This window comes from Streptomyces sp. HUAS YS2 (assembly GCF_033343995.1).
GTDB classification, from domain to species: domain Bacteria; phylum Actinomycetota; class Actinomycetes; order Streptomycetales; family Streptomycetaceae; genus Streptomyces; species Streptomyces solicathayae.
This window is the reverse complement of record NZ_CP137573.1, coordinates 6744638-6768897: the sequence shown is the minus strand read 5'-3', so window position 1 is coordinate 6768897 and position 24260 is coordinate 6744638. Positions and strand designations below refer to the sequence as shown.

Genomic DNA, 24260 nt, shown 5'->3' with positions numbered 1-24260 from the left:
TCACCCGCGTCCGGCGGTCGTCGGGCTCAGCGCACCAACAGATCGAGAAGTCTTTCGACCTCGGCTTCCGGATCGGTGGTCAGACCGGTGTGCACGGGCCCCGGCTGGACCACCGTCGAGCGCGGCGCGATCAGCCACCGGAAGCGCCGTCCGGCGTCGTCCCGGGCCGCCTGCCCGGCGTCCTCGCCGCCCAGGCAGACCCCCTCGACCGCGTGCAGCGCCGCCCGTACGCCGGTGACGTCGGCGGCCGGGTCGAGCGCGGCCAGCTTGGTCTCGTCCAGGTGCACGCGGGCGGCCACGTAGGAGCGGGCGCGGCAGTAGACGACCACTCCCGCGTTGAAGCACTCGCCGCGCTCGACGCGCGGCACCACGCGCAGCAGCGCGTACTCGAAGACGTCCCGGTCGCTCACGTGCTGCTGTCCTTCGTACGGTCCTTCTTGGTGGGGTGCGGCCACGGCGTGAGGTGCTCGGTCAGCCACCCCGGCGCCTGTGAGGCGCGGCGCTCGGTGCGCGGCCCGAGCTCGATCCGCTCGTGGATCGTCGCGGCGCGCGGCAGCAGCGCCTCGACGTACGCGCGGCGCAGCGCGTCGGTGGTCTCGAAGCCGGGCTCGTCGACGAGCCATTCGTCGGGCACGTCGGCGGCGACCTCGGTCAGCAGCTCCTCGGTGACCAGCGGCGCGAGCTCCTCGGCCGCGGCCGCGACGTCCGGCGAGAACGGCGCGAGCGCGTGGTCGGAGGCGTCGTACGACTTGGCGGCGGATGCCTGGGCGCCGGGCCAGTTGTGGTGCCAGATCATGGTGGCGCCGTGGTCGATCAGCCACAGGTCGCCGTGCCAGACGAGCATGTTCGGGTTGCGCCAGGACCGGTCGACGTTGTTGATCACGGCGTCGAACCAGACGACCCGCCCGGCCTCCTTCGGGTCCACCTCGTACGCCAGCGGGTCGAAGCCGAGCGACCCGGGCAGGAAGTCCATCCCGAGGTTCAGCCCGCCGCTCGCCTTGAGCAGCTCCTGGACCTCCTGGTCGGGCTCGGAGAGCCCGATGACCGGGTCGAGCTGCATGGTCACCAGCTCCGGCACCCGCAGCCCGAGCCGCCGCGCGAGCTGCCCGCAGATCACCTCGGCGACCAGCGTCTTGCGCCCCTGCCCGGCGCCGGTGAACTTCATGACGTACGTACCGAGATCGTCGGCCTCGACGATCCCGGGGAGCGAGCCGCCCTCCCGCAAGGGCGTGACGTAGCGGGTCGCTGTCACTTCTGTAAGCATTTCCCCAGGCTATCCGGCGGCCGATCTTCACGATCCGAGGACCGGGCGGGAGGAGCCTGCCTCGTTCCGACGTGCGAAGCGCTCCGGCGAATGCTCAACTGGCTCTGGGGACCTCCCAGCTGTGTTTGGAGTGCTCATGAGTGACGATTTCGAGGACATGGGACCGGTTGACTATCTGGTCATCGAGTTCCCCGGCAACCGGATGACGGGCGAGGGGTTCCCCCTGCTCCTCGACCTGGTCGACAGAGGCATCGTCCGCATTCTCGACCTCATGTTCGTCCGGAAGGACACCGACGGCAGCGTCGTCGCACTGGAGCTGAGGGATCTGGACGCCGACGGCGAGTTCGACCTGACCGTGTTCGAGGGATCCTCGTCCGGGCTGCTCGGGCAGGACGACCTCGACGAGGCGGGGGCGAGTCTCGAACCGGGCAATTCGGCTGGAATCCTGATCTACGAGAACCTCTGGGCGGCTCCTCTCGCGCGGGCCCTGCGGCGCTCCGGTGCGCAACTCGTGGCCGGCGGGCGGATCCCCGTGCAGGCGATCCTGGCCTCGCTCGACGCCGCGGAGGCGGCGGAAGCCGGCGGAGCCGCTGCTTGACGCCCCCTGGACCGGGAACCCGATCAGTCGAGAGCGGTCAAGGAGGACCGACATGCCAGGACTTCTTCGAGGAGTAGCACGCACCGCGGTGGTGGCCGGGACGGCGACCGCGGTGTCCAACAGGGTCTCGCGGCGCCAGGCGGGCCGCTGGGCCGCACAGCAGGACGCGCAGGCCGAGCCGTACCAGCAGCAGTACCAGCAGCCCCCGCCGCAGCCCGCGGCGCCCCCGCCCGCGGCGCCGGGCGACGACATGAGCGCCAAGATCGCCCAGCTCAAGGAGCTCGGAGAGCTGAAGGACCAGGGCGTACTGACCGAGGAGGAGTTCGCGGCTCAGAAGAGCAGGATCCTCGGTTCCTGATCGCGCGGGCGTTGCCAGGGCGCACTCCGTCCGGCGCTCCCCGCCGGTTCACGGCCGCCCGGCCGAGCCACGACGCGCTCGGCCGGGCGGCCGCTCGGCGAACGCGGGGATGCGCGGACCCTGCGGCAGCAGTTCGCCGACGACGAAGGACACGACGGCGGCCAGCACCACCAGGGCCACCGTCTCCACGTTGCCGAGCAGGAGTACGACCAGGACCACGCTGCTCACGGGCAGCCGCAGGGCCGCGGTCACCGAGGCCGCCATGCCGACCGCCATCGCCGGCACCACACCCAGGCCGGGCAGGGGGGCCAGCAGGACACCGGCCGCCCCGCCCAGGAACAGGGCGGGGAAGACGGGGCCACCGCGCAGGCTGCCCAGACACAGTGCGTACGCCAGGCCCTTGAAGGCCAGCACCGCGACCAGGGCGCCGACCGACCAGGCGTGCGGGTCCTGTGCCAGGTCGGACAGGGTCGCCTCGCCGGACAGGCCCGCGTCGGCCGGCGAACGACCGGTGCTGACGGCGAAGAGGGTGACGCAGACAGCAGCGCCCACCGCGCACAGGAAGGTGTTCCGTACCGTCCGGGACGCCACGAAACGGGCCGTGAACCGGCCGCCCACGAACGTCCAGTGCACGAAGAACGCGATGGCCGGCGCAAGCACCAGCGCCCACAGCACGTCCGCCCAGTCGAGCGGCGGGGGCGGGGGAAGGCCGATGTCCAGGCTCCCCGTGTCGAAGCCCGTCCAGTGGACGAACCCGGTGAAGATCAGGTCTCCCACCCCGCTGGCCAGCAGGGCCGGCAGCATCACCGCGAACAGCTGCGGCCCGCCCACTCCCGCCACCTCCATCAGCAGCACGGCACCCACCACGGGGTTCCCGAAGAGCGCGGAGATGGCCGCCGCCGCTCCGGCCGCACCGAGCAGTGCCGTGCTCGATTCGGTCTGTGGGGCCCGGGCCAGGCTCGCGAAGAACAGCGCCAGACCACCACCGAGGGCGATGAGCGGCGCCTCGGGGCCCAGTACGGCGCCGAGCGGCAGACCGACCAACGCGGCGATCACGACACCGGGCAGTGCCTCCTTCCCCGCCCCGCCCGCATGCAGCCCGCCGGCCGGGATGTGCCCGCCCCGGCCGGGAAGGCGGGCGACCACCAGACCGACGACGAGCCCTGCCACCGGCAGCAGCACGAGCCCCCACCACCAGGGGGCCTGCTTCCACCCCAGGTCCTTCGGCCAGTCCGTCCAGATGAGCCGTTCCAGCTCGTGGACTCCCACGAGGAACCAGAAGGCGATGAGTGCCACCGGAACGCCGATCAGTCCGCTGAACACCAGTGCCTTGCGGTACTCCGGTCGGCTCAGCATCGTCCGCAGCAGGTCGGCTTCCTGAGGCTGACTGCCCGGCGGGGTCCCGGAGGGGCTCTGCGACGCGATTCCGGCGATGGGGTCCTCCTTGGCTCAGCGCCCGCACAAGGTGGTGAAACTGGCGCATTTGCGGACGTACACCATGCAGACCGCATGCTCAAAGCCCCACGCACCGCCGGCAGGTCGGGAGCACCGAATGGCCCACCGTCAGAGCCACCGGTTCCCCGAGCGAGGCCCCATGCTTCGGAACGGTCCTCCCGGGTCGGGGGCATGACGTCTCGGGGCCCCGCCTCTTGAACGCCGGGCGCTGATGGTGCGTACTGCTCACTGAAGGCATCGATCCGGATCAAGGGGAGCGGCAGATGAGCGCAGTGGCACGGCGGACGGTGGTCGCGGCGGCGGGCGGGGCCGGGCTGATCGGAGTGCTGGCCGGATGCGGCAGTACGGGGGACGCCGGCGCGGACTCCCCCGGCGCCGGCGGCACCGGCGGTTCCGCGTCGGGCGGCGGCACGGCCTCCGGCGGCGGGGCGGGTTCCGGCGCGGTGCTGGCCAAGACCGGAGACATCCCGCAGGGCGGCGGCAAGGTGTTCGCCGACCGGGGCGTGGTGGTCACGCAGCCGACCGCGGGCGAGTTCAAGGCCTTCTCGTCCTCGTGCACCCACTCGGGCTGCGCGGTCAAGGACGTCACCGACGGCACGATCACCTGCCCCTGTCACGGCAGCGCGTTCTCCGCCGCCGACGGCAGCGTGAAGCAGGGCCCCGCGACCCGGCCGCTGCCGCCGGCCGCCATCAAGGTCGACGGGGACTCGATCACCCTCGCGTGACGCTCCGGGGTCGCTTCCAGCAGCCGAGCACCTCGTCGGTGGTGGTCACCGTGGAGACGAGGGCGAGGGTGTGGCGGATCATCGCGGGGGTGTATTCGGCCGGCACCCCCGCGACGGCATCCCCCGGCACGACGACCGTGTAGCCGAGATTGACCGCGTCGAAGACGGCGTTGGGGATGGCCACGTTCGCGGAGACACCGCTGACGATCAGGGTCCGGCAGCCCAGGTTGCGCAGCAGCGCGTCGACGTCGGTGCCCGCCACCGGGGAGAGCCCGTGCAGCCGGCGCACGACCAGGTCCTCGTCGGCGACCTCGATCGGTTCGGCGATCCGTACCGCGGCGCTGCCGCTGTGCTGCTGCACCGGCAGCCGGGAGGCGGCCCGGAACAGCCGGGCATTGCTGTTCGCGCCGCGGCCGTCCGGCCGCCGCTCGGCGACCGCGTGCATCACCTGCACGCCGGACTCGTGCGCGGCGGCGACCAGCCGGGCGATGTTGCTCAGCGCGCCCGACGCGCGGGCGGCCGCGGCGAGTTCGGGCAGCGCGCTCTCCCGCCCGACCACACCCTGCTGGCATTCGACGGTGAGCAGCACGGTGATGGCCGGATCCAGCTGTTCCGCGAGCCGTGCGGACGACTGCGCCATGGCTTCCCCCTTCTCCACGTCCTGGGCGCGCGAGGCTAGCCACCATTGCGTCCGGGCGGAAGAGCGTCCATCATCTTTCTGACATTCCGTCAGAACTACGAGGAGGGGCGGCAGATGACCGTCGCACAGCGCCGCGGACGCAGGATCATGATGACCTCGGCCGAGCGGGACGCCTTCCTCGCCGAGCAGCGCACCTGCCGGGTCGCGACCGTCTCGGCCGACGGCCGTCCGCACGTCAGCGCCCTCTGGTTCGCCTGGGACGGCACCTCGCTGTGGCTGTACTCGATCACCCGCAGCCGCCGCTGGGCGGAGCTCCGGCGCGACCCGCGGATCGCGGTGGTCGTCGATTCCGGCGAGGAGTACGGGGAACTGCGCGGCGTCGAGCTGTCGGGCACCGCCGACTTCGTCGGCGAGGCCCCGCGCACGGGTGAGCCCTGCCCCGAACTCGACGTGCCGGAGCGGCTGTTCGCGCGGAAGAACTTCGGCCTCGACGAGATGCCGCACGACGGCCGGCACGCGTGGCTGCGGCTGACGCCGGACGCGATCGCGTCCTGGGACTTCCGCAAGCTGGCCGATCTCTGACCGATGGGGCGGCCGTACCCGTCGGCCCCCGCCCCGTCAGTCCTCCGCCAGCCGGCCCGCCCCCCGGAGCGCCTCGACCGCCGCGCGGATCGACGGCCGCCGGTCGGCGTCCGTCCGCCACACCGCGTAGATGTGCCGGCGCATCCGCTGCCGTACGGGCACGAGCACCACGCCCTCCGGCACCGGACCGCGGCCGAGTCGCGGCGTCACGCAGACACCCAGCCCGGCCGCGATCAGGGCGAGCTGGGTGTGGTGTTCGCCCGCCAGGTGGGCGATGTGCGGCTCGATGCCCTGGGAGCGCAGGGTGAACATCAGCCAGTCGTGGCAGAACTCGCCCTCGGGCCAGGACACCCAGTCGTCCTCGCAGAAGTCGACGAGGTCGACCTCGGTCCGGTCGGCGAGCGGGTGGTCCGCGGGCAGCGCCACGTCGGCGGAGTCGTCGAGCAGATGGGCGCGGGCCAGGCCACCGGGCACCGGCATCCGCTTGTTGCTCCAGTCCAGCACGATCGCGAGGTCCGCGTCCCCGCGCAGCACCTCCCGGATGCCGCGCTCGGGCTCCAGTTCGCTGGTGCGTGCCCGCAGTTCGGGGTGGTCGGCGCGCAGTGCGCGCAGGGCGGCGGGGAACAGTCCGCGGGCGGCCGTCGGGAAGGCGGCGATGCGCACCTCCCCGACCACCCGGCCGCGCTGCGCCTCGATGTCGGCCTGAGCCATCTCGACCTGCGACAGGATCCTCGCGGCGTGCTCGGCGAGGAGCTGTCCGGCGTCCGTGAGCCGCACGCCGCGGCCGTTCTTGGCCAGCAGCTGCTGGCCGACCTCGCGCTCCAGCTTGGACAGCTGCTGCGAGACGGCGGAGGTGGTCACGTGCAGCCCGTCCGCCGCGCCGCTGACCGAGCCGTGCCGGGCGAGGGCGTCGAGGGTGCGCAGGCGCTCCAGGTTCAACATGTAAGCGATGCTACGAGAAAGCGCGCAGGAAATCTCGCTTGTCCTACGAGGTACCGCGGGCCACTCTTGACGTCATGACCGCCGCCTCCCGCTCCGGGACCCTGCCGACCCCCTCCCCCGCCCGCCGCTCAGTCGACTGGCGCGTCCGCTTCGGCGTTCTGGCCCTGATCTGGGGCTTCAGCTTCGTGTTCATCAAGGTGGGCAACGAGAGCTTCGCGCCCTTCCAGGTGACCTTCGGCCGTCTGCTGTTCGGTACGGCGGTGCTCGCCGTCGCCATGGCGGTCAAGCGCGAGCGGCTGCCGCGCGGCCTGCGCACGTGGGGGCATCTCATGGTGGCGGCGTTCCTGCTGAACGCGCTGCCGTTCTCGCTGTTCGCGTACTCCGAGCTGACCATCCCGTCGACGCTCGCGGGCATCTGCAACGCCACCACCCCGCTGTGGGGGATGCTGCTCTCCCTGGTCGCGCTCTCCGAGGACCGCCCGACCCGGCTGCGCGCGGCGGGCCTGGGCATCGGGTTCATGGGCGTGCTGACCGTGCTCGGCGCCTGGCAGGGCTTCTCCGGCCTGGACGTCACCGGCACGGCGATGGCGCTGCTCGCGTCCTTCAGCTACGCGGTCGGCTGGATCTACGTGCGCCGCACGCTGGCCGGCAACGAGGCCTCGAACCTGTCGCTGGCGGGCGCCCAGGTCGGCCTCGCGACGCTGCAGCTGGCCGTCGTCACGCCGCTGTTCACCACGGTCCCCAGCTCGGTGGAGGTCCTCCCGCTGCTGTCCGTGATCGCCCTCGGCGCGCTGGGCACCGGGTACGCGATGCTCCTCCAGTACGGCGTGGTCGCCGAGGTCGGCCCGACGACGGCGGCGATGGTCACGTACTTCATCCCCGTCATCGCGACGGCGGCGGGCGTGGCGCTCCTCGGCGAGTCGCTGTCCTGGAACACCCCGGTCGGCGCGGTGATCGTCCTCGCGGGCGCCGCCCTCACCCAGACCCGCGGCCCGGCGCCCCGCACCACGAAGCGGCCCGTGGCGACCGGCGGCCCCGAGACCCCGCCCCACCAGGCCCCGGCCGAGGCGAACGCCCACCGGTAGGCGGGCACCGGCAGACCTCGCGCTCCCGCGCCGGCCGTACGCGCGGGCCGGCGCCCCCGCCTCAGCCGTACGCGCGGGCCGGCGCCGGGCCCGCGGCCGACGCGATCGCGTCGGCGAGCGGTTCGAGTTCGGTGAGGGCCAGGCCGGACACCGTCACCCGGATCGCCGGGCCCGTCGCCATGCGGAAGCGGGCGCCCGGGGCCACGGCCCAGCCCGCGGCGAGCAGACTGGTGACCGCGCCGGTCTCGTCGGCGACCGGCACCCAGACGTTCATGCCGCTGACGCCGTGCGCCGCAACGCCCCGCGCGGCCAGCCCCGCGACGAGCCCGTCGCGCCGCTCCGCGTACCAGCGGGCCACCGCCGCCCCGTCCAGCGCGTCGCTCGTCCACAGGTGGGCGACGGCGCGCTGGAGCATCTTGCTGACCCAGCCCGGGCCGAGCCGCTGACGGCCCATCACCCGGTCGAGGGTCACCGGGTCGCCGGTCAGCGCTGCGACGCGCAGATCGGGCCCGTACGCCTTGGCGGCCGAACGCACCAGCGCCCAGTGGTCGGTGCCGCCGGCCAGCGGGTGGAACGGCAGGTCGACGATGCCGTGGCCGTGGTCGTCCTCGACGAGCAGCGTCGCGGGGTGCGCGGCGAGCACTGCGCGCAGTTCGGCGGCGCGGGCGGCGGTCACCGCCGCGCCGGTCGGGTTCTGCGCACGGTCGGTCACGACCACGGCCCGCGCGCCCGCGCGCAGCGCGCGGGCGACCTCGTCGGGCAGCGGCCCCTCGTCGTCGACCGGCACCGGCGCGGGCCGCAGCCCGAGCGCGGGCACGAGGTCGAGCAGCCCGCCCCAGCCCGGATCCTCGACGACGACCGCGTCGCCCGGCTTCAGGTGCGCGGCGAGCACGCGCTCGATGGCGTCCAGCGATCCGGAGGTGGCGGCGACCGGCCCGGCGGGGACGCCGTCGGCGTCCATCGCCGCCCGCGCCACCCGTGCGAACTCCTCGTCCACCGGCGGCTCCCCGTACATCACCGGCCGCTCGGCGTTGCGGCGCGCCGCCGCCGCGAAGGCCTCGCCGAGCGGGGGCAGCAACGACACCTCCGGGTTGCCCTTGCTGACGTCGCGGACGCCGGGCGGGGCCTCCACCCGGATGGAGCCGCGGGCCGTGGTCGCGGGCTTCGGCCGCACCCGGCTGCCCCGCCGCCCGGCGGTCTCGATCACCCCGCGTTCGCGCAGCGTCCGGTACGCGGCCGCGACGGTGTTCGGGTTGACGCCCAGATGCGTCGCCAACTCCCGCATGGGCGGCAGCAGTTGCCCCGGCTGAAGCTCGCCCGAGCCGACCCCGCGCTCCACGCTGGCGGCAATCTCCGACGCACGACGACCTTCGATCCGATACTCTCCTAGCACAAAGCAGATTATGCACTAGTGCAATGGAGAGCGCAATGCCGGAGAACAGCACCGCGTACGAGCCGACCGAGCGCACCGTCCCGAGCCGCAACCGCCGCCGCGCCTCGTACGACCGCGAGCTGGTCCACTCGATACTCGACGAGGCGTACGTCTGCCACCTCGGCTTCGTCCGCGACGGCGCGCCCGTCGTGCTGCCGACGCTGTACGGACGGATCGGCGAGCGGCTGTACGTGCACGGCTCCACCGGCTCCCGGCCGGCCCGCATGGCCGACCCCGGGCTCGCTGTCTGCCTGACCGTCACCCACGTCGACGGCCTGGTCCTGGCCCGGTCCGCCTTCCACCACTCGATCAACTACCGCTCGGTCGTGGTGCACGGCACCGCCCACCAGGTGACCGACCCCGACGAGTTGCGCGAGGCCCTGGACGCGCTGGTCGACCAGGTCGTCCCCGGCCGCTCTTACGACTCCCGGCCCGCGAACGCCAAGGAGCTGGCCGCCACCGCGGTGCTCCGCCTCGACCTCGACGAGGTCTCCGCGAAGGTCCGCGCCGGCGGCCCGAACGACGAGCCGGAGGACCTGGACCTGCCGCACTGGACGGGCGTGGTCCCGGTGGCCACCCGTTACGGCGCCCCCGTCCCGGCCGACGGCCTCGACCCGGCCGTCGCCGTGCCGGACTACCTCACGGTGCTGTGAGGACGGTCTCGCGCGGAGCGGCCTCGCGGCGGCGGGCCGCCGCCGTGCGCGCCTCGGCCGCGGCGAGGCCGGTGACCGCGGTCAGCAGCAGGAGCGTGCCGGCCACGGTCGCGGCCGTGAGCCGCTCGCCCAGCAGCGTGACCGCGATCAGCGCGGCGCTCACCGGCTCCAGGAGCATGATCACGGAGACCGTCGCCGCCCGGACGACGGCCGCCCCGGCGAAGTAGAGCGCGTACGCGAGTGCCGTCGGCACCGCCGCGACGTAGACCAGGAGCGCGAGCACCTCGACCGGCCGGCCGGTCTGCGGGAGCAGCCCCTCGAAGGCCGCCATGGGCAGCAGCCCGACCGAGCCGACGGCGAAGGACCAGGCGGTCGTGGACAGCGAGTCCGCCCCGCCGCCGTCCCGCCCCAGCCACCGGGTGAGCAGGGTGATCGCCGCGTACCCGGCGGCGGACAGCACCGCGAGGGCGATGCCCAGCGTGCGTACCTCCGCCCCGCCGCCGCCGAGAACGAGCACGGCGAGGCCGGCGAGCGCGCCGGCGACCGCCAGCGTGCCGCCGCGGCCGAGCCGTTCGCCCATCAGGACCCGGGCGCCGACCGCGATGAGGACGGGGCCCGCGCCGAGGGTGACGACGGTGCCCACGGCGAGGCCGGTCGTCTCGACCGCCGCGAAGTACGCGCTCTGGAAGACGGTCAGGCCGATGCCCGTACCGAGGATCCGCACCAGCCGCCGGGCGTGCGGCTCGGCCACCGCCGGCCCCGCGCCGCGGGACCGCCCGCGCCGGAGCAGGACGGCGGGCAGCAGCAGGACGAGCCCGCCGACGCACCGCCAGAAGGAGAGCGCGAGGGGGCCGAGGTCGCTGGCCCGGAACACCAGGGACGCGGCGGCACCGGCCGTGCCCCAGGCGATTCCGGCGACGACGAGGTAGACAAGGCTCCGCCCGACCGCGGGGGCGTCCGAGGACGCGGTCGCGGGCGCGGACGAGTGAGAGGAATGGTTCGACACGTGTTCTCCGTGTGAAGACAGATGGGTTGGCCGCTCGACTCCGCACGCGGGCAGCGACGAACCGCCCGGGGCGTCGGCCGCCGGTCCGGTCTTCGTCGGGAGGGGGCCGCCCGCGCCTAGGCGGCGGGAGGCGGAAGCACGGTCGAATGCATGATCAGCACCTTACGAGGCGGTCCGGCCGGCGGACAACTCGGGCTGCTCGGCCGCGCGGGCGGCCGGTCCGGAGCCGGCCACCGGCTCCGGGGACGCCGCCTTCGGCGTGGAGGACTGCGCGATGAACGCGCCGACCAGCACCACCGCGCCGCCGATGATCTGCGGCGCGTCCAGGTGCTCACCGAGCAGCACCCAGGCGAGCACGGTCGCGATCACCGCCTCCAGACAGGCGACCACGCCGGCCACCTGCGGCGACAGCCGGCGGACCGAGACGACGCCGGTGACGTACGCGACGACGGTCGCGATCAGCACGATCCAGCCGAGCAGCAGCCAGGCCGGGACCTCGGAGCCGTTCATGTCGGCGGCGCCGCCGAGGACCGCCCAGTCCATGCCCCACGGGCGGGCCACGACGGTGAGGACGAGCGCGCCGATCAGCAGTCCGTACGCGATGATGCCGAGCGGATCGGCGGGCTCGGCCTCGTCGCTGCCCTGGTCGGACAGGACGAAGTAGCCGACCTGGCAGCAGGCGGCGGCCAGGGCGAGAAGGAGACCGAGGAGGTCGAAGCTCAGCCCGGACCAGACCTGCACCACGCAGGCGAGGCCGCCGACGGCGAGGATCACGCCGAGCGCCGCGGCCCGGGTCACCGGGCGGCGCTGGACGAACCGCACCCAGCCGAGGACGAGCGCCGGGGCCAGGTACTCGATGAGCAGTGCGACACCGACCGGGATGCGCGAGATCGCGGCGAAGTAGCAGGCCTGGACGCCGGCGACGGCGAGCAGGCCGAAGCCGGCGAGGAGAGCGGGCTTGCGGCGCAGCAGGTCGCGGTGGCGCCAGGCCACCGGCAGCATGACGAGGGCGGCGCCGGCCACCCGGAGCCACACCACGTGCAGCGGGTCGAGGCCCGCCTCGATCAGCGGCTTGGCCGCCACTCCTGAACCACCGAATGCGAAGGCCGAGGCCAGGGCGAGTCCCAGGCCGGCGCTTCTCCCCTGAGACGCGTGCATCGGGCCATCATGACAGGGCGCCGTCAGGGGCGTAACCCCCGTTACACCTGTTGAGACAGCTCGGCGATCCGGGCGGTCAGGGCGTCGGGTTCGACCCCCGCGCGCAGCAGGACCTCGAAGGCCCGGCAGTCGGGGTCGGAGGCGACGACGGCGAGCACGTCGAGTCCGGTGGCGCGGTCCTCGCCGCGCAGCGCGGCCCGCTCGAGGGCGCCCTCCATGGCGGCCGCCGCGGCGGGCGACCAGCCGCCCGGCCCGGCGACCGGCCTGCTCGCGGCCTCGGCGGAGGCCCGCCAGCGCAGCCCGTACCCGATGCTCCGCTGCACGAGGTAGCCGAGCACCCGGGCGAGCTGCGCCCCGCCCTCGAAGGCGGCGCGGACCGCGGGGTCGGACTCGACGAGGGAGTGCAGCAGATGGGCGGTGTCGACCTGGCGGTCCCCGTCCCGCAGGGCTCGGCGGCGCGCCCCGGAGACGACCGTGGCCAGTTCGAGGGTGAGTCGGGCCTCGGTCTCGACACGGTGCGGCGCGGGCTGGGCGGGTATCCGTGGGACGGGATGGTGCACCCTTCCACTCCACCATTCCCCGGCGGCCGGAACATCCCCGGCGAGAAGCATGTGCGCATCCCACTGGAGTTGGGCACGGACGACCGGCCCCTCCTCCCTGCGGATGAGATTGTGCGGAATCCGGACAGGTGGAGCGCGCCGCCTTGCCCTGCGCCCCCTGCGCAACCATGGCCCCGTCCGGATTCGTCCTAGAGGTATGTTCTGGATGGTCGCTCTCGTCGCCCTGGACGGACGGCAGTACGTCTACCGCGTGTACGCACCGCGCGAGGCGCTGCCCGCCGATCTTTTCTGGGCCGCCTTCCACTGCCACGAGGAGGGCGGCGGACCGCGCGCCTCCGACTGGTTCGACGCGGCGGAGATCCGCTGGGTCGGCGGCACCGGGGAACTGGCCGTACGAAGCTGACTCCCTGACCCCCAGCACGAACTGACGGTTCATCAGTATTGAATGTTCACGCCCGCGCCGCTACGTTCCGCGACACCGGAAGCCCGACGAGAAGGGGTGGTCGCATGGCCGAAGTGAGCGCGGAGGCACGGATCGAGGCGCCGGCCGAGAAGGTCTGGGCGCAGCTGACCGACTTCACCGCGTACGGCGAGTGGAACGCCACCCACACCAGCTTCCCGAACGGAGGCCCCGACACCCTGGAGACGGGCGCCACCTTCGTGGAGAACATGAAGCTGATGGGCTTCCCGGCCGAGGTGACCTGGACGGTCGAGGAGCTGGAGACCACGCGCGTACTGGCCATCAGGGGCAAGGGTCCGATGGGCGTCAACGTCGGCACGCGTTACGCGCTGGCAGCTGACGGCGCCGCCACCACCGTCCGCATCGACGGCGAGTTCACGGGCGCCGCGGTCTCCCTGATGGCGGGCAAGCTCAAGGACTCGGCGACGGCGGCGCTCAACGAGTCGCTGCGGAAGCTGGCGGGCCTGGTGACCTGAGACGCGCAAGAGACGAGGGGCCCCGCGGCGGATCACCGCGGGGCCCCTTCCTCTTCTATTGGCGTCGGCTACGAGTTCTTGTCGGCGCCGGATACGAAGCCCTCGACTCAGTGCTCGTCGGCCAGGATGAGGTAGAGCTTCTTCCGGGCCTCGTTGATGACCTCGACGGCCTTCGTCCGCTGCTCGGCGTCGCCCGTCTTCCAGACCTGCCCGAACGCCTCCATCAGGCCGAAGCCGGCCTGCCGGATCTCGTTCACGGCGTCCCAGTCGACGCCGCGCCCGGCCTCCTCCCAGGGGGCGTCCGCACCCGACTCGGCCTCGGTGCGGCCGGCGTCGGTGAGCGTGAACAGCTTCTTGCCGCCCTCGCTGGCACTGGCGATCAGGCCCTCGTCCTCCAGGAGCTGGAGGGTCGGATAGACCGAGCCCGGGCTGGGCTTCCAGGCCCCGCCGCTGCGCTCGCCGATCTCCTGGATCATCTCGTAACCGTGCATCGGGCGGTCCTTGAGCAGCGCCAGGATCGAGGCGCGCACATCACCGCGCCGCGCCCTGCCCCGGCCGCCGCCGCGTCCGCGGCCACCGCCGAACGGACCCCCGTACGGGCCGCCGAAGCCCGGTCCGAACGGACCGAAGGCCGCGCGCCGCCCTTCGAAGTCGCCGCGGGAGAACTCGCCCCGTCCCCGATGGCCGGGGCCGCAGTGTCCGTGTCCGCGGCCGTACTCGTGGTCGTGTCCCTGTGAACGCATCGCTACGCTCCTTCCATCGTTGATCTGTCGCGATGCTTCAACGATATATCGGAATACTTCGTTTGACAACAGCCCGCCGAGCAGTCGGCCGCGCGGTCCCGGTCCAGACATCCCGGATTGGCCTTGGCCTGCGGCTTCGCCGACCACGTAGCGTCGCGTCCATGCGCATCCGAATCGTCGACGCCTTCACCGACCGCCCCTTCGCCGGCAACCCGGCCGGGGTCCTGCTCCTCGACGCGTTCCCGGACGACCACTGGCTGCAGAAGGTCGCCGCGGAGGTGAACCTCTCCGAGACCGCCTTCGCCCACCCGCTGCCCGCCGGCGGCGAGGCCGACTGGGCGCTGCGCTGGTTCACGCCGACCACCGAGGTCGACATGTGCGGCCACGCCACGCTCGCCACCGCGCACGTCATCAACGCGGCCGGCCTCGCCGAGGGGACCCTGCGGTTCGCGGCACGCTGCGGCATCCTCGGGGCGACCGCCGAGGCCGACGGGACGATCACCATGGACTTCCCCACCTCGGACCTGAAGCCGGTCCCGGTGCCCGACCGGCTCACCGAGGCCCTCGGTGCCGACGTGGTCTCGGTGCACGACACCTCCGCGCACATCGGCGACCTCGTCGTCGAGCTGGAGGACGAGGAGACCGTACGGGGGCTCACCCCGGACCACGCGGCGCTGAAGGACCTCTCCGACCGCGGCGTCATCGTCACGGCGCCCGCCGAACGGCCCGAGCGTGGCTACGACTTCGTCTCGCGCGGCTTCTTCCCGGGCGTGGGCATCGACGAGGACCCGGTCACCGGCAGCGCGCACACCGCCCTCGCCCCCTTCTGGTCGGCCCGGTTCGGGCGCGAGGACCTCACCGGACGGCAGGGCGGCGCCCGCACCGGCATCGTCCGCACCCGGCTCCGCGGAGACCGCACGCTGCTCAACGGGCACGCGGTGTCGGTGATCGAGGGCGACCTGAACGTCTGAACCGGGGACGCCGGGACGCCGGTGGCACCGGGAAACGGGTGACGCCGGGAAACGGAGAAGGGGCGTACGGCCGTTGCCGTACGCCCCTTCTCCGCTCCCGCCCGGTCACACGGTCGGCAGCCAGTCCACCTTCCCTGCCAGCAGCCCGTAACCGACGAAGGCGACGATGTCGAGCAGGGCATGCGCCGCCACCAGCGGCCCCACCCGGCCCCACCTGCGGTAGAGCAGCACGAACACCACGCCCATCACCATGTTGCCGATGAAGCCGCCGATCCCCTGGTACAGGTGGTACGAGCCGCGCAGCACCGAACTCGCCGCGAGCGCCGCCACCGGCGTCCACCCCAACTGGCCCAGTCTGCGCAGCAGATAGCCGACCACGATGACCTCTTCCAGGACGGCGTTCTGCACCGCCGAGAGGATCAGCACCGGGTACTTCCACCACACGTCGGGGAGCGCCTCCGGCACCACCGTCAGGTTGAACCCGGCCGTGCGCGCCACCAGATAGAAGGCGAGCCCGGCACTCCCGATGCCGGCCGCCACCAGGGTGCCGCGCCCCAGGTCCTGCCACGGCCGTGTGCGGTCGAAGCCGATCGCCCGCATCCCGGTGCCTTCGCGCATGAGCAGATGCGCCACCAGCGCGACGGGCACCAGGGCGCTCGCGATGCCGAAGAGCTGCCAGGCCAGATCCAGCCACGGCCGCCCCGGAGCGTACGAGCCGTTGAGCGTCGCGGCCTGGTCCTTCAGACCACCCGGCTTGGTCACCGAGCCGATGAAGCTGATCAGCGCCGACACACCGCTCGCACCCAGCGAGAGCGCGAGGACCAGCAAGGTCTCGGACCGCAGGATCTTCCGCGAGAACCCCTCCGGGGGAAGAGAATCGGCCACCGCACCCGACTCTGTCTGCACACCTGCCTCCAGTTCGCCATTCACCCCTCGGGCCCCATTCCGTCCCGCTAGGGTCTCGAATGCAATTCCGAAGACCGCGCGCGACAGGCCGGGGACCCGCGTCAATCCGACGGCGAGGTCCCCTTTCGCCTGCTCGGCCTTGTTCAGGATTCAAGGCTCAAGGTTCAAGGAGGGTTCCACCGCCATGGGACGTCACAGCTTGCCCGACGACCGGCCCGCCAGGGCAGCCGGGGCAGCGGGAGCCGGAGCAACGGGACAGACCGGCGGAACCGGAGGAGGGGACGGCGCGGGCGGTGGGCGGCTGCGCCGCCGCACCGTCGCGCTCGCCACCGTGCTCGTCCTGGCCGTCGCCGGCGGCGTCGGCCTCGCCGCCCGCAACGGACTGCTCTCCACCGGGCCCGACTGCGACGACGCGGGCGGCCGCCTCGACGTCGTCGCCTCCCCCGACATCGCCCCGGCGCTCCGGGAGATCGCCGACGACCTCCGCGCGCAGCGCGTCACCTCCGACGGCAACTGCCTGGACGTGCGGGTGACCGCCCGCGAGAACTCCGTGGTGGCCACCTCGCTGGCGACCGCGCGGAACACGCCCGACTTCGACGTGTGGATCGCCGACTCCTCCGTGTGGACCGAGCGCGCCAAGGGCAGCGGGGACGGCGTGCCACTGCTCTCCGCGGGCGGCGTGGCCTCCTCCCCCGTCACGCTCGCCACCGCGCCGGCCGCCGCCCGCACCCTCGGCTGGCCGTCCCGCACCCACTCCTGGGCGCAGCTCGCCGCCCTGGCCGGCGAGCCCGGCAAGCTGCGGCTCGGCTCGGCGGACCCGGCGCGCAGCGCCACCGGCCTGCTGGCGCTCGCCGGAATATCCGTGTCCACCCGGGGCCCGGAGAGCGACACCCGGATCGCCGCCACCGCGAAGGCCCTCTCCGCCCGGACCAGCGACACCGACGGCGCGGTGCCGCGCACCCTCGCCCTCGACCCGGCGGACGCGTCCCGTGCGGACCGCAACGACGCCGTGTTCCTCTCCGAACAGGCCGCCTTCACGCACAACCGGAAGACCTCCGACGACAAGGACCTGCGGCTCCTCTACCCCAGCGACGGGGTGCCGCGGCTGGACTACCCGTACCACCTCGTCGACGAGCGGAGGCAGTCCACCGACCAGAGCCGGGCGGCGGTGCGGTTCATGGGCCTGCTCGGCAATCGCGACGCGCTCGACGTGCTGCAGAAGCACGGGTTCCGCACCGCCGACGCCCCCGCCGCCGCGACCGACTCCCTGGTCCGCACCGCGGGCGGGCAGGCGCCGCAGCCGTACGCGCAGGCCTCCGCCGGGCCCGCGGGCCGGCCGTCCTCCGAGCTGATCGCGCAGACCCTGGGCATGTGGACCATCACCGTCCAGAGCGCCCGGCTGACCACCGTCGTGGACGCGTCCGGCTCGATGGCGGCGCCTGTGCCGGGGCGGGACGGGCAGTCGCGGATGGACGTCACCAAGGCCTCGCTGATCCAGGCGCTCCGCCAGTTCACGGCGGAGGACGAGGTCGGGCTGTGGGACTTCGCCACCACGCTCGACGGCGACCGCGACTACCGCCGACTGGTGCCGACCGCCGAACTCGGGAGCCCCGTCCGCGGCGGCACCACCCACCGCGCCCGGCTGAACGCGGCCTTCGCGCGGCTCGCCCCCGTGCCCGGCGGGGCCACCGGGCTGTACGACACCACGCTCGCGGCCTGGCAGGAGGCCCAGAAGGGGTACGTGCCCGGCAAGTTCAACGCGGTGGTGATCCTGACGGACGGGTCGAACCAGGACCAGGCGAGCATCGGCCGCGCCGCCCTGATCTCGCGCCTCCAGGCACTCGCCGACCCGCAGCGCCCCGTCCCGCTGATCGCGATCGCGGTCGGCCCGGACGCCGACCGCGACGACATCCACGAGATCGCCAGGACGACGGGCGGCGCGGGCTACCAGGTGAGCGACCCTGCGGAGATCCAGGTGGTGATCCTGAAGGCCATCATGACCGCGGGCGACACCGCCCGGGCCGCGGCGAACGCGCCCTAGGCTCCGCGCGGCTCCGATCCGCCCGACGCGCCCTGGCCGCCGAGTCCCACCGGCCAGGTGTGCACCGGTTCACCGGTGTGCATCAGCTCGGTGTAGCGGCGGGTCATCGCGGCGAGCGCCTCCTGCCGGCCGAGCCCCGCCGCCCGCGCCCGGTGGAACGTTTCGGCCTGCCAGGCCGCGCCGTTGGTCCGCCGCCGGCAGCGCTCCTCGACGATGCCGAGGTAGTGGTCGCGGTCGGCCGGGTCGATCTGCCACGCGTCGAGCCCGGCCGCGGCGAGCGGCAGCAGTTCGTCCCGTACGAGCTTCACGGCCGGTACGGTCGCGACACCGCCGCCCCTGCCCGGCCGTGGCCAGCGCAGCTCCGCCTCGACCCCGTACCGGCAGGCCGTGTCGAAGTTGTCGGCCGCGTCGGCGAAGGACAGCCGCTTCCAGACCGGACGCGGGTCGTCGGCGAGCGCGCGGACCAGGCCGTAGTAGAACGCCGCGTTGGCGACCACGTCCTCGACCGTCGGCCCGGCCGGCAGCACCCTGTTCTCCACCCGCAGGTGCGGCACGCCGTCCACGAGCCCGTACACCGGCCGGTTCCAGCGGTAGACCGTCCCGTTGTGCAGCACCAGCTCCTGCAGCGACGGCACGCCGCCCTCGTCCAGGACCCGGAGCGGATCCTCGTCGTCCATCAGCGGCAGCAGCGGCGGGAAGTACCGCAGGTTCTCCTCGAAGAGGTCGTACGCCGAGTCCACCCAGCGCTCCCCGAACCAGGTCCGCGGACGCACCCCCTGCGCCTGGAGCTCCGGCGGCCGGGTGTCGATCGCCTGCTGGAACAGCGGTGGCCGCGACTCCCGCCACAACTCGCGCCCGAACAGGAACGGCGCGTTGGCCCCCACGGCGACCTGGACCGCCGCCGCCGCCTGCGCCGCGTTCCACACCGCGGCGAACCGCGCGGGGGTGACCTGGAGGTGCAACTGCACGGACGTACAGGCCGCTTCGGAGGCGATCGAGGAGGTACTGCAGCGCAGCCGCTCCACCCCCTCTATGTCCAGCGCGAAGTCCTCGCCCCGGGCGGCCACGATCTGATCGTTGAGAAGCAGGTAACGGTCCACGGCGGAGAGGTTCCCGGTGACCATGTCACGCTGTTCCAGCGTCGGAAGAATTCCGATCATGAGAACGCCGGCGTCCACTTCCCGGGCCTTGCGGTCGGCATATCCCAGACCGGCCCGGAGTTCCTCCGCCAGTTGATCGAAGACGCGTCCGCCGAGCCGGTGCGGGGCGATGTTCACCTCGAGGTTGAACATGCCGAGTTCCGTCTGGAAATCGCGGCTGGCGATGCGCTCGAGGACCTCGGCATTCATCATGCGGGGCATGCCGTCGGCGCCGGCGAGATTCAGCTCGATCTCCAGCCCCATCAGATTCCTCGGCCGATCGAACCTCTTCTCCGCCAGCAGTCGCGCCAGTCCCGCCAGGCACTGCTGCAACTTCCTTCGGTATTTCTGCCGATCGGACAGGTCGAACCCGTCTGCCACGACCTTCTCCCCCATCGGAGGGTCCCTCCTCGAGTGCGCGGCCCGCGGCTGAAGTCGCTCGCGTCACGGACGATAATGCCCCGACTGACTGATCCATAACGCCTGCGCGAGAACCGATCGGACGGTAGGCTGTGAACGTCGAGCCGTCCGGCACTTACCCCGGGCACGAAGCACCATGCATATTCCGCACCCCGCGCGTAATCCGGCACCGGTCCCATTCGGCCGTCCGTCGCGACGGAGAAGTCGCAGGCAGCGGACCCGCGTTCGGCGAAAGGGCGTTGAATCGCCTTGAGAACAAGGCCTGATTGCGCCTTGCCCGGAATATCGAGCGCGGCTAGCGGAAACACTGTGTGAACAGGCGTCGTATAAACTCCGCGGACGAGGCAGAGAGAGTCGGCGCCCGGTCATGTCTCATGTCCCGCAGCCGACAGCGCCGTCCGCGACTGCCCGCATCACCCTTGTCTCTTGAGCGAGAGGCGACCCATCATGCTTCAGCCCTCCCCGGCTCCCGCGCCGGCCCTGCGCAGTGTCCTCGCGGCCCTCGGTTCCCCCACCGCCGTCCGCGAAGCACGAACTCCCTCCCTGCGGTCCGCCCAGGGACCGCTGAGCCCCGAACTCCCTCTGCCCGTACACGTACTGGACGTACGGGACCAGGTCGCCCCGCCCGCAGGCACCCCGCGCACCCGGCTCGCCGGCTGGCGGTTCCTGATCCGCGGCCCCGAACGCGCCGTCGCGGCCGGAGACACCCTCCTCACGCCCGACGGCTGGGCCTTCTCGCACTTCTTCGAGGGCCCCTACCTCGCCGCCACCGAACGCGCCCTGCTCCAGGCGGACTCGCTGCCCGGGACGTACCAGCCGCGGCTGCTCTCCGTCCCCGAGCTGTACATGCTGACCCTCTGGCTGCACGGCGACACCGAGGCCGACGGGGCCGACGGCGCCCCCGACCCGGCCGACCTGCTCATCCCCCTGGCGCCCGCGCCCCCCGGCATCGCCGCCCACCGGCCGCACCGCGTCGCCGATCTGCTGCCCGTCCTGACCCTGCGCCTGGCGCCCGCACCGCTGTTCGGCACCCCGGCCCCCGCGGCCTGAGCCGCCAGGACCGGCATCCCACGCCCCGCCTCGGACCCCGTCCGAACCCCCGCCCCGCGGCCGCCCCGGCCGCGGGGCACAGTTGTGCGCCCGGATGGCCCGTACGGACTAGCCCGCCGGGACCACTGCGAACCACCCGAAGAGACCGTGCAGTTGAGTTGAACCGCCCGGGCGGGTGATACGTCTTCTTGCAATAGGAACAGCTGCCGCGAAATCCCTGCGGATCGACGTCCGTAGGGGAAGACTGGGACCGGACCGAACCGACCACGGGGGGCGGCCATGAACACCGCATCGAGCCGCAGGACACTCACCACCACGCAGCGAAAGAACCCATCCATGTGCCAGCATCAGCCCGCCTGTCCCACCGCCGACTCCGCCGATCGGGAGGCGGCCCGCCTGGTGGCTCACCACCCGGAGCAGGGCTGGAGCCTCCTGTGCAACGGGGTCCTGCTCTTCGAGGACACCGGTGAGCTGCTGCCGGACGGCCAGATCATCGCGCCGCACCGGCCGTTGACGGCCGGGCAGGTGGCCAAGGCGGCCTGAGGGGGCCGCCCGGCACACCGCGCACGGGCACGCACACGACGAAGGGCCGGCCCGGAGAGGATCTCCGGACCGGCCCTTCACTCATGCTCAGTTGTCGTACTCGTCCAGCGGCGGGCAGGAGCAGACCAGGTTGCGGTCACCGAAGGCACCGTCGATGCGGCGCACCGGCGGCCAGTACTTGTCCGCGGCCGAGACACCGGCCGGGAAGGCGGCCACGTCGCGGCTGTAAGCGTGGTTCCACTCGCCGCCCAGCGCGGCCGCGGTGTGCGGCGCGTTGACGAGCGGGTTGTCGTCGGCGGGCCACTCGCCCGAGGCGACCTTCTCGATCTCGGCGCGGATCGCGATCATCGTGTCGCAGAAGCGGTCGAGCTCGGTGAGGTCCTCGGACTCGGTCGGCTCGATCATCAGCGTGCCGGCGACCGGGAACGACATGGTCGGCGCGTGGAAGCCGTAGTCGATCAGGCGCTTGGCGATGTCGTCGACGCTGACGCCGGTGGCCTTGGCCAGCGGGCGGATGTCGACGATGCACTCGTGCGCGACCAGCCCGGCCGGGCCGGTGTAGAGCACCGGGTAGTGCGGCTCCAGGCGCTTGGCGATGTAGTTCGCCGCGAGCACCGCGACCTGGGTGGCGCGCTTGAGGCCCTCGCCGCCCATCAGGCGGACGTACGACCAGGAGATCGGCAGGATGCCGGCCGAGCCCCACGGGGCGGCCGAGATCGGGCCGACGCCCGTCTCCGGGCCGGCGGTCGGCTGGAGCGGGTGGTTCGGGAGGTACGGGGCGAGGTGCGCACGGACGCCGACCGGGCCGACGCCCGGGCCGCCGCCGCCGTGCGGGATGCAGAAGGTCTTGTGCAGGTTGAGGTGCGAGACGTCGCCGCCGAAGTGACCCGGCTTGGCGAGACCGACCAGCGCGTTGAGGTTGGCGCCGTCGACGTACACCTGGCCGCCGGCCTCGTGGACCTCGGCGCAGATATCGGCGACGTGCTCCTCGAAGACACCGTGCGTGGACGGGTAGGTGATCATCAGCACGGACAGCTCGTCGCGGTACTGGGCGATCTTGGCGCGCAGGTCCTCGACGTCGACCTCGCCGTCGTCGGCGGTCTTGACGACGACGACCTTCATGCCGGCCATCACCGCGGAGGCGGCGTTGGTGCCGTGCGCGGAGGACGGGATGAGGCACACCGTGCGCTGCTCGTCGCCGTTGGCGCGGTGGTAGGCGCGGACGGCCAGCAGACCGGCCAGCTCGCCCTGCGAACCGGCGTTGGGCTGGATGGACACCTTGTCGTACCCGGTGACCTCGGCGAGGCGCTCCTCCAGCTCGGTGATGAGCGTGAGGTAGCCCTGCGCCTGCTCGACCGGCGCGAACGGGTGGATCTGGCCGAACTCGGGCCAGGTCACCGGCTCCATCTCGGTGGTCGCGTTCAGCTTCATCGTGCAGGAGCCGAGCGGGATCATGCCGCGGTCGAGCGCGTAGTCGCGGTCGGCGAGCTTGCGCAGGTAGCGCAGCATCGCGGTCTCGGAGCGGTGCGCGTGGAAGACCGGGTGGGTCAGGTACACGTCGGAGCGGAGCGCGTCGACGGGCAGCGCGTCCTCGGTGACGGCGTCGAGGGCCTCGACGTCGCCGGCGACGCCGAAGGCGCTCCAGACGGCGGCGAGCTGCGCGCGGCCGGTGGTCTCGTCGCAGGAGATCGAGACGTGGTCCGCGTCGGCGCGGTACAGGTTGACGCCTGCCTCGCGGGCGGCGGCGACGACCTCGTCCGCCTTGCCCGGGACGCGGGCGGTGAGGGTGTCGAAGAAGGCACCGGTGGTGAGCTCCACGCCACCGGCCTTCAGGCCCGCGGCGAGGATCGCCGCATAGCGGTGGGTGCGCTGCGCGATCGTCTTCAGGCCGTCGGGACCGTGGTAGACGGCGTACATGCCCGCCATGACGGCGAGCAGCACCTGCGCGGTACAGATGTTGCTGGTGGCCTTCTCGCGGCGGATGTGCTGCTCGCGGGTCTGCAGGGCCAGGCGGTACGCGCGGTTGCCGTCGGCGTCCACGGAGACGCCGACGAGGCGGCCGGGCAGCGACCGGGCGTGCTTGTCCTGGACGGCCATGTAGCCGGCGTGCGGGCCGCCGAAGCCCATCGGGACGCCGAAGCGCTGGGTGGTGCCGACGGCGATGTCGGCGCCGAGCTCGCCGGGCGAGGTGAGCAGGGTGAGGGCGAGCAGGTCGGCGGCGACGGTGACGATCGCGCCGAGCTCGTGGGCCTGGTCGATGACCGGCTTGATGTCCCGGACGGCGCCGGAGGCACCCGGGTACTGGAGCAGCACGCCGAAGACGCCGCGCTCGGCGATCTCGGCGGGGATGCCGGCGGAGAGGTCCGCGACGACGACCTCGACACCGGTCGGCTCGGCGCGGGTCTCGATCACGGCGACGGTCTGCGGCAGGGCGTCGGCGTCGACCAGGAAGACGCCGTTCTTGACCTTGCCGACGCGGCGGGAGAGCGACATGGCCTCGGCGGCGGCGGTGCCCTCGTCGAGCAGCGAGGCGCCGGAGGTGGGCAGACCCGTGAGGTCGGCGACCATGGTCTGGAAGTTGAGCAGCGCCTCCAGGCGGCCCTGCGAGATCTCCGGCTGGTACGGCGTGTACGCCGTGTACCAGGCGGGGTTCTCCATGACGTTGCGCAGGATGACCGGCGGCGTGAAGGTGCCGTAGTAGCCGAGGCCGATCATCGGGGCGAGGACCTGGTTGCGGTCGGCCAGCTCGCGCAGCTCGGCCAGGACCTCGGCCTCGGTGCGGGCGGCCGGCAGGCCCAGGGCCTCGGCGCTCTTGATCACGTCCGGCACCGCGGCGGCGGTGAGCTCGTCGAGGGAGCCGTATCCGACCTGCGCGAGCATCTTGGCCCGGGCTTCGGCGTCGGGCCCGATGTGCCGCTGCTCGAAGGGGATGCCCTGTTCGAGAACGGAGAGCGGGGGGCGGTTGGCGGTCATGGCGGAGGCCTCCTGGTCTGTCACGACCCTGAAGGGGCACCACGGCGCGGGTGCCCGGACGGCCTCCCCCTCTGTCATCT

General features: G+C 72.9%; 25 protein-coding genes. 12 read left to right on the top strand and 13 right to left on the bottom strand.

The features are described 5' to 3' along the window. Positions 1-26: 26 nt before the first annotated feature. Together R2D22_RS31370 and R2D22_RS31365 are read right to left on the bottom strand one after the other, a co-directional pair. Positions 27-410, bottom strand: a complete 384-nt coding sequence (locus R2D22_RS31370) for a DUF3037 domain-containing protein (RefSeq protein WP_318108307.1) — start codon at positions 408-410, stop codon at positions 27-29. Continuing rightward, positions 407-1264, bottom strand: coding sequence for a HipA family kinase (locus R2D22_RS31365; RefSeq protein ID WP_318108306.1), 858 nt, complete (start codon positions 1262-1264; stop codon positions 407-409). Before R2D22_RS31365 ends, R2D22_RS31370 begins: the two co-directional genes overlap by 4 nt. 136 nt (positions 1265-1400) lie before the next feature. Here R2D22_RS31365 and R2D22_RS31360 point away from each other — a divergent pair, with 136 nt between their 5' ends. Continuing rightward, positions 1401-1862 (top strand): DUF6325 family protein, encoded by a 462-nt coding sequence (locus R2D22_RS31360; protein WP_318108304.1) that lies wholly within the window; start codon positions 1401-1403, stop codon positions 1860-1862. Positions 1863-1914: 52 nt separating this feature from the next. Further along, positions 1915-2220 carry an SHOCT domain-containing protein gene (locus R2D22_RS31355; RefSeq protein ID WP_318108303.1) on the top strand — a complete coding sequence of 102 codons (306 nt, stop codon included), beginning with the start codon at positions 1915-1917 and terminating at the stop codon, positions 2218-2220. Positions 2221-2268: 48 nt separating this feature from the next. Here R2D22_RS31355 and R2D22_RS31350 read toward each other — a convergent pair whose 3' ends face one another. Continuing rightward, on the bottom strand, positions 2269-3576 hold the full coding sequence (locus R2D22_RS31350; protein ID WP_318108302.1) for a chloride channel protein: 1308 nt from the start codon (positions 3574-3576) through the stop codon (positions 2269-2271). A 362-nt stretch (positions 3577-3938) separates the two neighbouring features. Between R2D22_RS31350 and R2D22_RS31345 the strand changes: the two genes are divergently transcribed. Beyond that, positions 3939-4400: a Rieske (2Fe-2S) protein gene (locus tag R2D22_RS31345; protein ID WP_318108301.1), complete on the top strand. Its 462-nt coding sequence runs from the start codon at positions 3939-3941 to the stop codon at positions 4398-4400. Here R2D22_RS31345 and R2D22_RS31340 read toward each other — a convergent pair. Next, a complete protein-coding gene (locus tag R2D22_RS31340; RefSeq protein ID WP_318108299.1) occupies positions 4387-5040 on the bottom strand; it encodes a cysteine hydrolase family protein in 654 nt (217 codons plus the stop codon). The two genes, R2D22_RS31345 and R2D22_RS31340, sit on opposite strands and share 14 nt — an antisense overlap. 114 nt (positions 5041-5154) lie before the next feature. On the opposite strand from R2D22_RS31340, the gene R2D22_RS31335 reads away from it, so the two are divergent. Beyond that, positions 5155-5622: a pyridoxamine 5'-phosphate oxidase family protein gene (locus R2D22_RS31335; protein WP_318108297.1), complete on the top strand. Its 468-nt coding sequence runs from the start codon at positions 5155-5157 to the stop codon at positions 5620-5622. 36 nt (positions 5623-5658) lie between these two features. Here R2D22_RS31335 and R2D22_RS31330 read toward each other — a convergent pair whose 3' ends face one another. Beyond that, positions 5659-6564, bottom strand: a complete 906-nt coding sequence (locus tag R2D22_RS31330) for a LysR family transcriptional regulator (protein WP_318108295.1) — start codon at positions 6562-6564, stop codon at positions 5659-5661. A 74-nt stretch (positions 6565-6638) separates the two neighbouring features. Between R2D22_RS31330 and R2D22_RS31325 the strand changes: the two genes are divergently transcribed. After that, positions 6639-7649, top strand: coding sequence for a DMT family transporter (locus tag R2D22_RS31325; protein WP_318108293.1), 1011 nt, complete (start codon positions 6639-6641; stop codon positions 7647-7649). A gap of 61 nt (positions 7650-7710) precedes the next feature. On the opposite strand, the gene R2D22_RS31320 is transcribed toward R2D22_RS31325, so the two are convergent. Further along, the gene (locus R2D22_RS31320) at positions 7711-9042 is read right to left on the bottom strand and encodes an aminotransferase class I/II-fold pyridoxal phosphate-dependent enzyme (RefSeq protein WP_318108292.1); all 1332 of its coding nucleotides are present in this window, start codon (positions 9040-9042) and stop codon (positions 7711-7713) included. 35 nt (positions 9043-9077) lie between these two features. Here R2D22_RS31320 and R2D22_RS31315 point away from each other — a divergent pair, with 35 nt between their 5' ends. Beyond that, complete coding sequence (locus R2D22_RS31315) at positions 9078-9734, top strand: pyridoxamine 5'-phosphate oxidase family protein (RefSeq protein WP_318108290.1); 657 nt, start codon at positions 9078-9080, stop codon at positions 9732-9734. Here R2D22_RS31315 and R2D22_RS31310 read toward each other — a convergent pair. The 3 genes from R2D22_RS31310 to R2D22_RS31300 all read right to left on the bottom strand — a co-directional run bounded on the left by R2D22_RS31310 (position 9721) and on the right by R2D22_RS31300 (position 12458). Next, positions 9721-10740: a DMT family transporter gene (locus R2D22_RS31310; protein ID WP_318108289.1), complete on the bottom strand. Its 1020-nt coding sequence runs from the start codon at positions 10738-10740 to the stop codon at positions 9721-9723. The genes R2D22_RS31315 and R2D22_RS31310 overlap by 14 nt on opposite strands. Before the next feature lie 162 nt (positions 10741-10902). Continuing rightward, the gene (locus tag R2D22_RS31305) at positions 10903-11898 is read right to left on the bottom strand and encodes an EamA family transporter (RefSeq protein WP_318108288.1); all 996 of its coding nucleotides are present in this window, start codon (positions 11896-11898) and stop codon (positions 10903-10905) included. Between the two features lie 41 nt (positions 11899-11939). Beyond that, positions 11940-12458: a Clp protease N-terminal domain-containing protein gene (locus R2D22_RS31300; RefSeq protein ID WP_318108287.1), complete on the bottom strand. Its 519-nt coding sequence runs from the start codon at positions 12456-12458 to the stop codon at positions 11940-11942. A 196-nt stretch (positions 12459-12654) separates the two neighbouring features. On the opposite strand from R2D22_RS31300, the gene R2D22_RS31295 reads away from it, so the two are divergent. Together R2D22_RS31295 and R2D22_RS31290 are read left to right on the top strand one after the other, a co-directional pair. Beyond that, complete coding sequence (locus R2D22_RS31295) at positions 12655-12861, top strand: hypothetical protein (RefSeq protein WP_318108286.1); 207 nt, start codon at positions 12655-12657, stop codon at positions 12859-12861. A gap of 104 nt (positions 12862-12965) precedes the next feature. After that, entirely contained in the window at positions 12966-13394 is a 429-nt protein-coding gene (locus R2D22_RS31290) for a type II toxin-antitoxin system Rv0910 family toxin (RefSeq protein ID WP_318108285.1), read from the top strand. A 107-nt stretch (positions 13395-13501) separates the two neighbouring features. Here the strand turns inward: R2D22_RS31290 and R2D22_RS31285 are convergent, their stop codons facing one another. After that, on the bottom strand, positions 13502-14137 hold the full coding sequence (locus R2D22_RS31285; protein WP_318108283.1) for a PadR family transcriptional regulator: 636 nt from the start codon (positions 14135-14137) through the stop codon (positions 13502-13504). Positions 14138-14298: 161 nt separating this feature from the next. Here R2D22_RS31285 and R2D22_RS31280 point away from each other — a divergent pair, with 161 nt between their 5' ends. Then, a complete protein-coding gene (locus R2D22_RS31280; RefSeq protein ID WP_318108282.1) occupies positions 14299-15108 on the top strand; it encodes a PhzF family phenazine biosynthesis protein in 810 nt (269 codons plus the stop codon). 105 nt (positions 15109-15213) lie between these two features. Here the strand turns inward: R2D22_RS31280 and R2D22_RS31275 are convergent, their stop codons facing one another. Next, complete coding sequence (locus tag R2D22_RS31275) at positions 15214-15993, bottom strand: CPBP family intramembrane glutamic endopeptidase (protein ID WP_318108281.1); 780 nt, start codon at positions 15991-15993, stop codon at positions 15214-15216. A 205-nt stretch (positions 15994-16198) separates the two neighbouring features. Between R2D22_RS31275 and R2D22_RS31270 the strand changes: the two genes are divergently transcribed. Next, positions 16199-18055, top strand: a complete 1857-nt coding sequence (locus R2D22_RS31270) for a substrate-binding domain-containing protein (protein WP_318108280.1) — start codon at positions 16199-16201, stop codon at positions 18053-18055. On the opposite strand, the gene R2D22_RS31265 is transcribed toward R2D22_RS31270, so the two are convergent. After that, positions 18052-19590, bottom strand: a complete 1539-nt coding sequence (locus R2D22_RS31265; protein ID WP_318108279.1) for a glutamate-cysteine ligase family protein — start codon at positions 19588-19590, stop codon at positions 18052-18054. The two genes, R2D22_RS31270 and R2D22_RS31265, sit on opposite strands and share 4 nt — an antisense overlap. A gap of 471 nt (positions 19591-20061) precedes the next feature. Between R2D22_RS31265 and R2D22_RS31260 the strand changes: the two genes are divergently transcribed. Both R2D22_RS31260 and R2D22_RS31255 read left to right on the top strand, forming a co-directional pair. Next, the gene (locus R2D22_RS31260; RefSeq protein WP_318108278.1) at positions 20062-20664 is read left to right on the top strand and encodes a hypothetical protein; all 603 of its coding nucleotides are present in this window, start codon (positions 20062-20064) and stop codon (positions 20662-20664) included. A gap of 336 nt (positions 20665-21000) precedes the next feature. Further along, complete coding sequence (locus R2D22_RS31255) at positions 21001-21207, top strand: DUF5999 family protein (protein WP_318108277.1); 207 nt, start codon at positions 21001-21003, stop codon at positions 21205-21207. A gap of 87 nt (positions 21208-21294) precedes the next feature. Here R2D22_RS31255 and gcvP read toward each other — a convergent pair whose 3' ends face one another. Next, positions 21295-24180 carry an aminomethyl-transferring glycine dehydrogenase gene (gcvP, locus tag R2D22_RS31250; RefSeq protein WP_318108276.1) on the bottom strand — a complete coding sequence of 962 codons (2886 nt, stop codon included), beginning with the start codon at positions 24178-24180 and terminating at the stop codon, positions 21295-21297. Positions 24181-24260: the final 80 nt, after the last annotated feature.

Excerpts from the sequence above, each read along its gene's own strand:
- R2D22_RS31365 (WP_318108306.1), bottom strand. The coding sequence starts at position 1,264 with ATGCTTACAGAAGTGACAGCGACCCGCTACGTCACGCCCTTGCGGGAG.
- R2D22_RS31360 (WP_318108304.1), top strand. The coding sequence starts at position 1,401 with ATGAGTGACGATTTCGAGGACATGGGACCGGTTGACTATCTGGTCATC.
- R2D22_RS31355 (WP_318108303.1), top strand. The coding sequence starts at position 1,915 with ATGCCAGGACTTCTTCGAGGAGTAGCACGCACCGCGGTGGTGGCCGGG.
- R2D22_RS31350 (WP_318108302.1), bottom strand. The coding sequence starts at position 3,576 with ATGCTGAGCCGACCGGAGTACCGCAAGGCACTGGTGTTCAGCGGACTG.
- R2D22_RS31345 (WP_318108301.1), top strand. The coding sequence starts at position 3,939 with ATGAGCGCAGTGGCACGGCGGACGGTGGTCGCGGCGGCGGGCGGGGCC.
- R2D22_RS31340 (WP_318108299.1), bottom strand. The coding sequence starts at position 5,040 with ATGGCGCAGTCGTCCGCACGGCTCGCGGAACAGCTGGATCCGGCCATC.
- R2D22_RS31335 (WP_318108297.1), top strand. The coding sequence starts at position 5,155 with ATGACCGTCGCACAGCGCCGCGGACGCAGGATCATGATGACCTCGGCC.
- R2D22_RS31330 (WP_318108295.1), bottom strand. The coding sequence starts at position 6,564 with ATGTTGAACCTGGAGCGCCTGCGCACCCTCGACGCCCTCGCCCGGCAC.
- R2D22_RS31325 (WP_318108293.1), top strand. The coding sequence starts at position 6,639 with ATGACCGCCGCCTCCCGCTCCGGGACCCTGCCGACCCCCTCCCCCGCC.
- R2D22_RS31315 (WP_318108290.1), top strand. The coding sequence starts at position 9,078 with ATGCCGGAGAACAGCACCGCGTACGAGCCGACCGAGCGCACCGTCCCG.
- R2D22_RS31305 (WP_318108288.1), bottom strand. The coding sequence starts at position 11,898 with ATGCACGCGTCTCAGGGGAGAAGCGCCGGCCTGGGACTCGCCCTGGCC.
- R2D22_RS31295 (WP_318108286.1), top strand. The coding sequence starts at position 12,655 with ATGTTCTGGATGGTCGCTCTCGTCGCCCTGGACGGACGGCAGTACGTC.
- R2D22_RS31290 (WP_318108285.1), top strand. The coding sequence starts at position 12,966 with ATGGCCGAAGTGAGCGCGGAGGCACGGATCGAGGCGCCGGCCGAGAAG.
- R2D22_RS31285 (WP_318108283.1), bottom strand. The coding sequence starts at position 14,137 with ATGCGTTCACAGGGACACGACCACGAGTACGGCCGCGGACACGGACAC.
- R2D22_RS31280 (WP_318108282.1), top strand. The coding sequence starts at position 14,299 with ATGCGCATCCGAATCGTCGACGCCTTCACCGACCGCCCCTTCGCCGGC.
- R2D22_RS31270 (WP_318108280.1), top strand. The coding sequence starts at position 16,199 with ATGGGACGTCACAGCTTGCCCGACGACCGGCCCGCCAGGGCAGCCGGG.
- R2D22_RS31265 (WP_318108279.1), bottom strand. The coding sequence starts at position 19,590 with ATGGGGGAGAAGGTCGTGGCAGACGGGTTCGACCTGTCCGATCGGCAG.
- R2D22_RS31260 (WP_318108278.1), top strand. The coding sequence starts at position 20,062 with ATGCTTCAGCCCTCCCCGGCTCCCGCGCCGGCCCTGCGCAGTGTCCTC.
- R2D22_RS31255 (WP_318108277.1), top strand. The coding sequence starts at position 21,001 with ATGTGCCAGCATCAGCCCGCCTGTCCCACCGCCGACTCCGCCGATCGG.
- gcvP (WP_318108276.1), bottom strand. The coding sequence starts at position 24,180 with ATGACCGCCAACCGCCCCCCGCTCTCCGTTCTCGAACAGGGCATCCCC.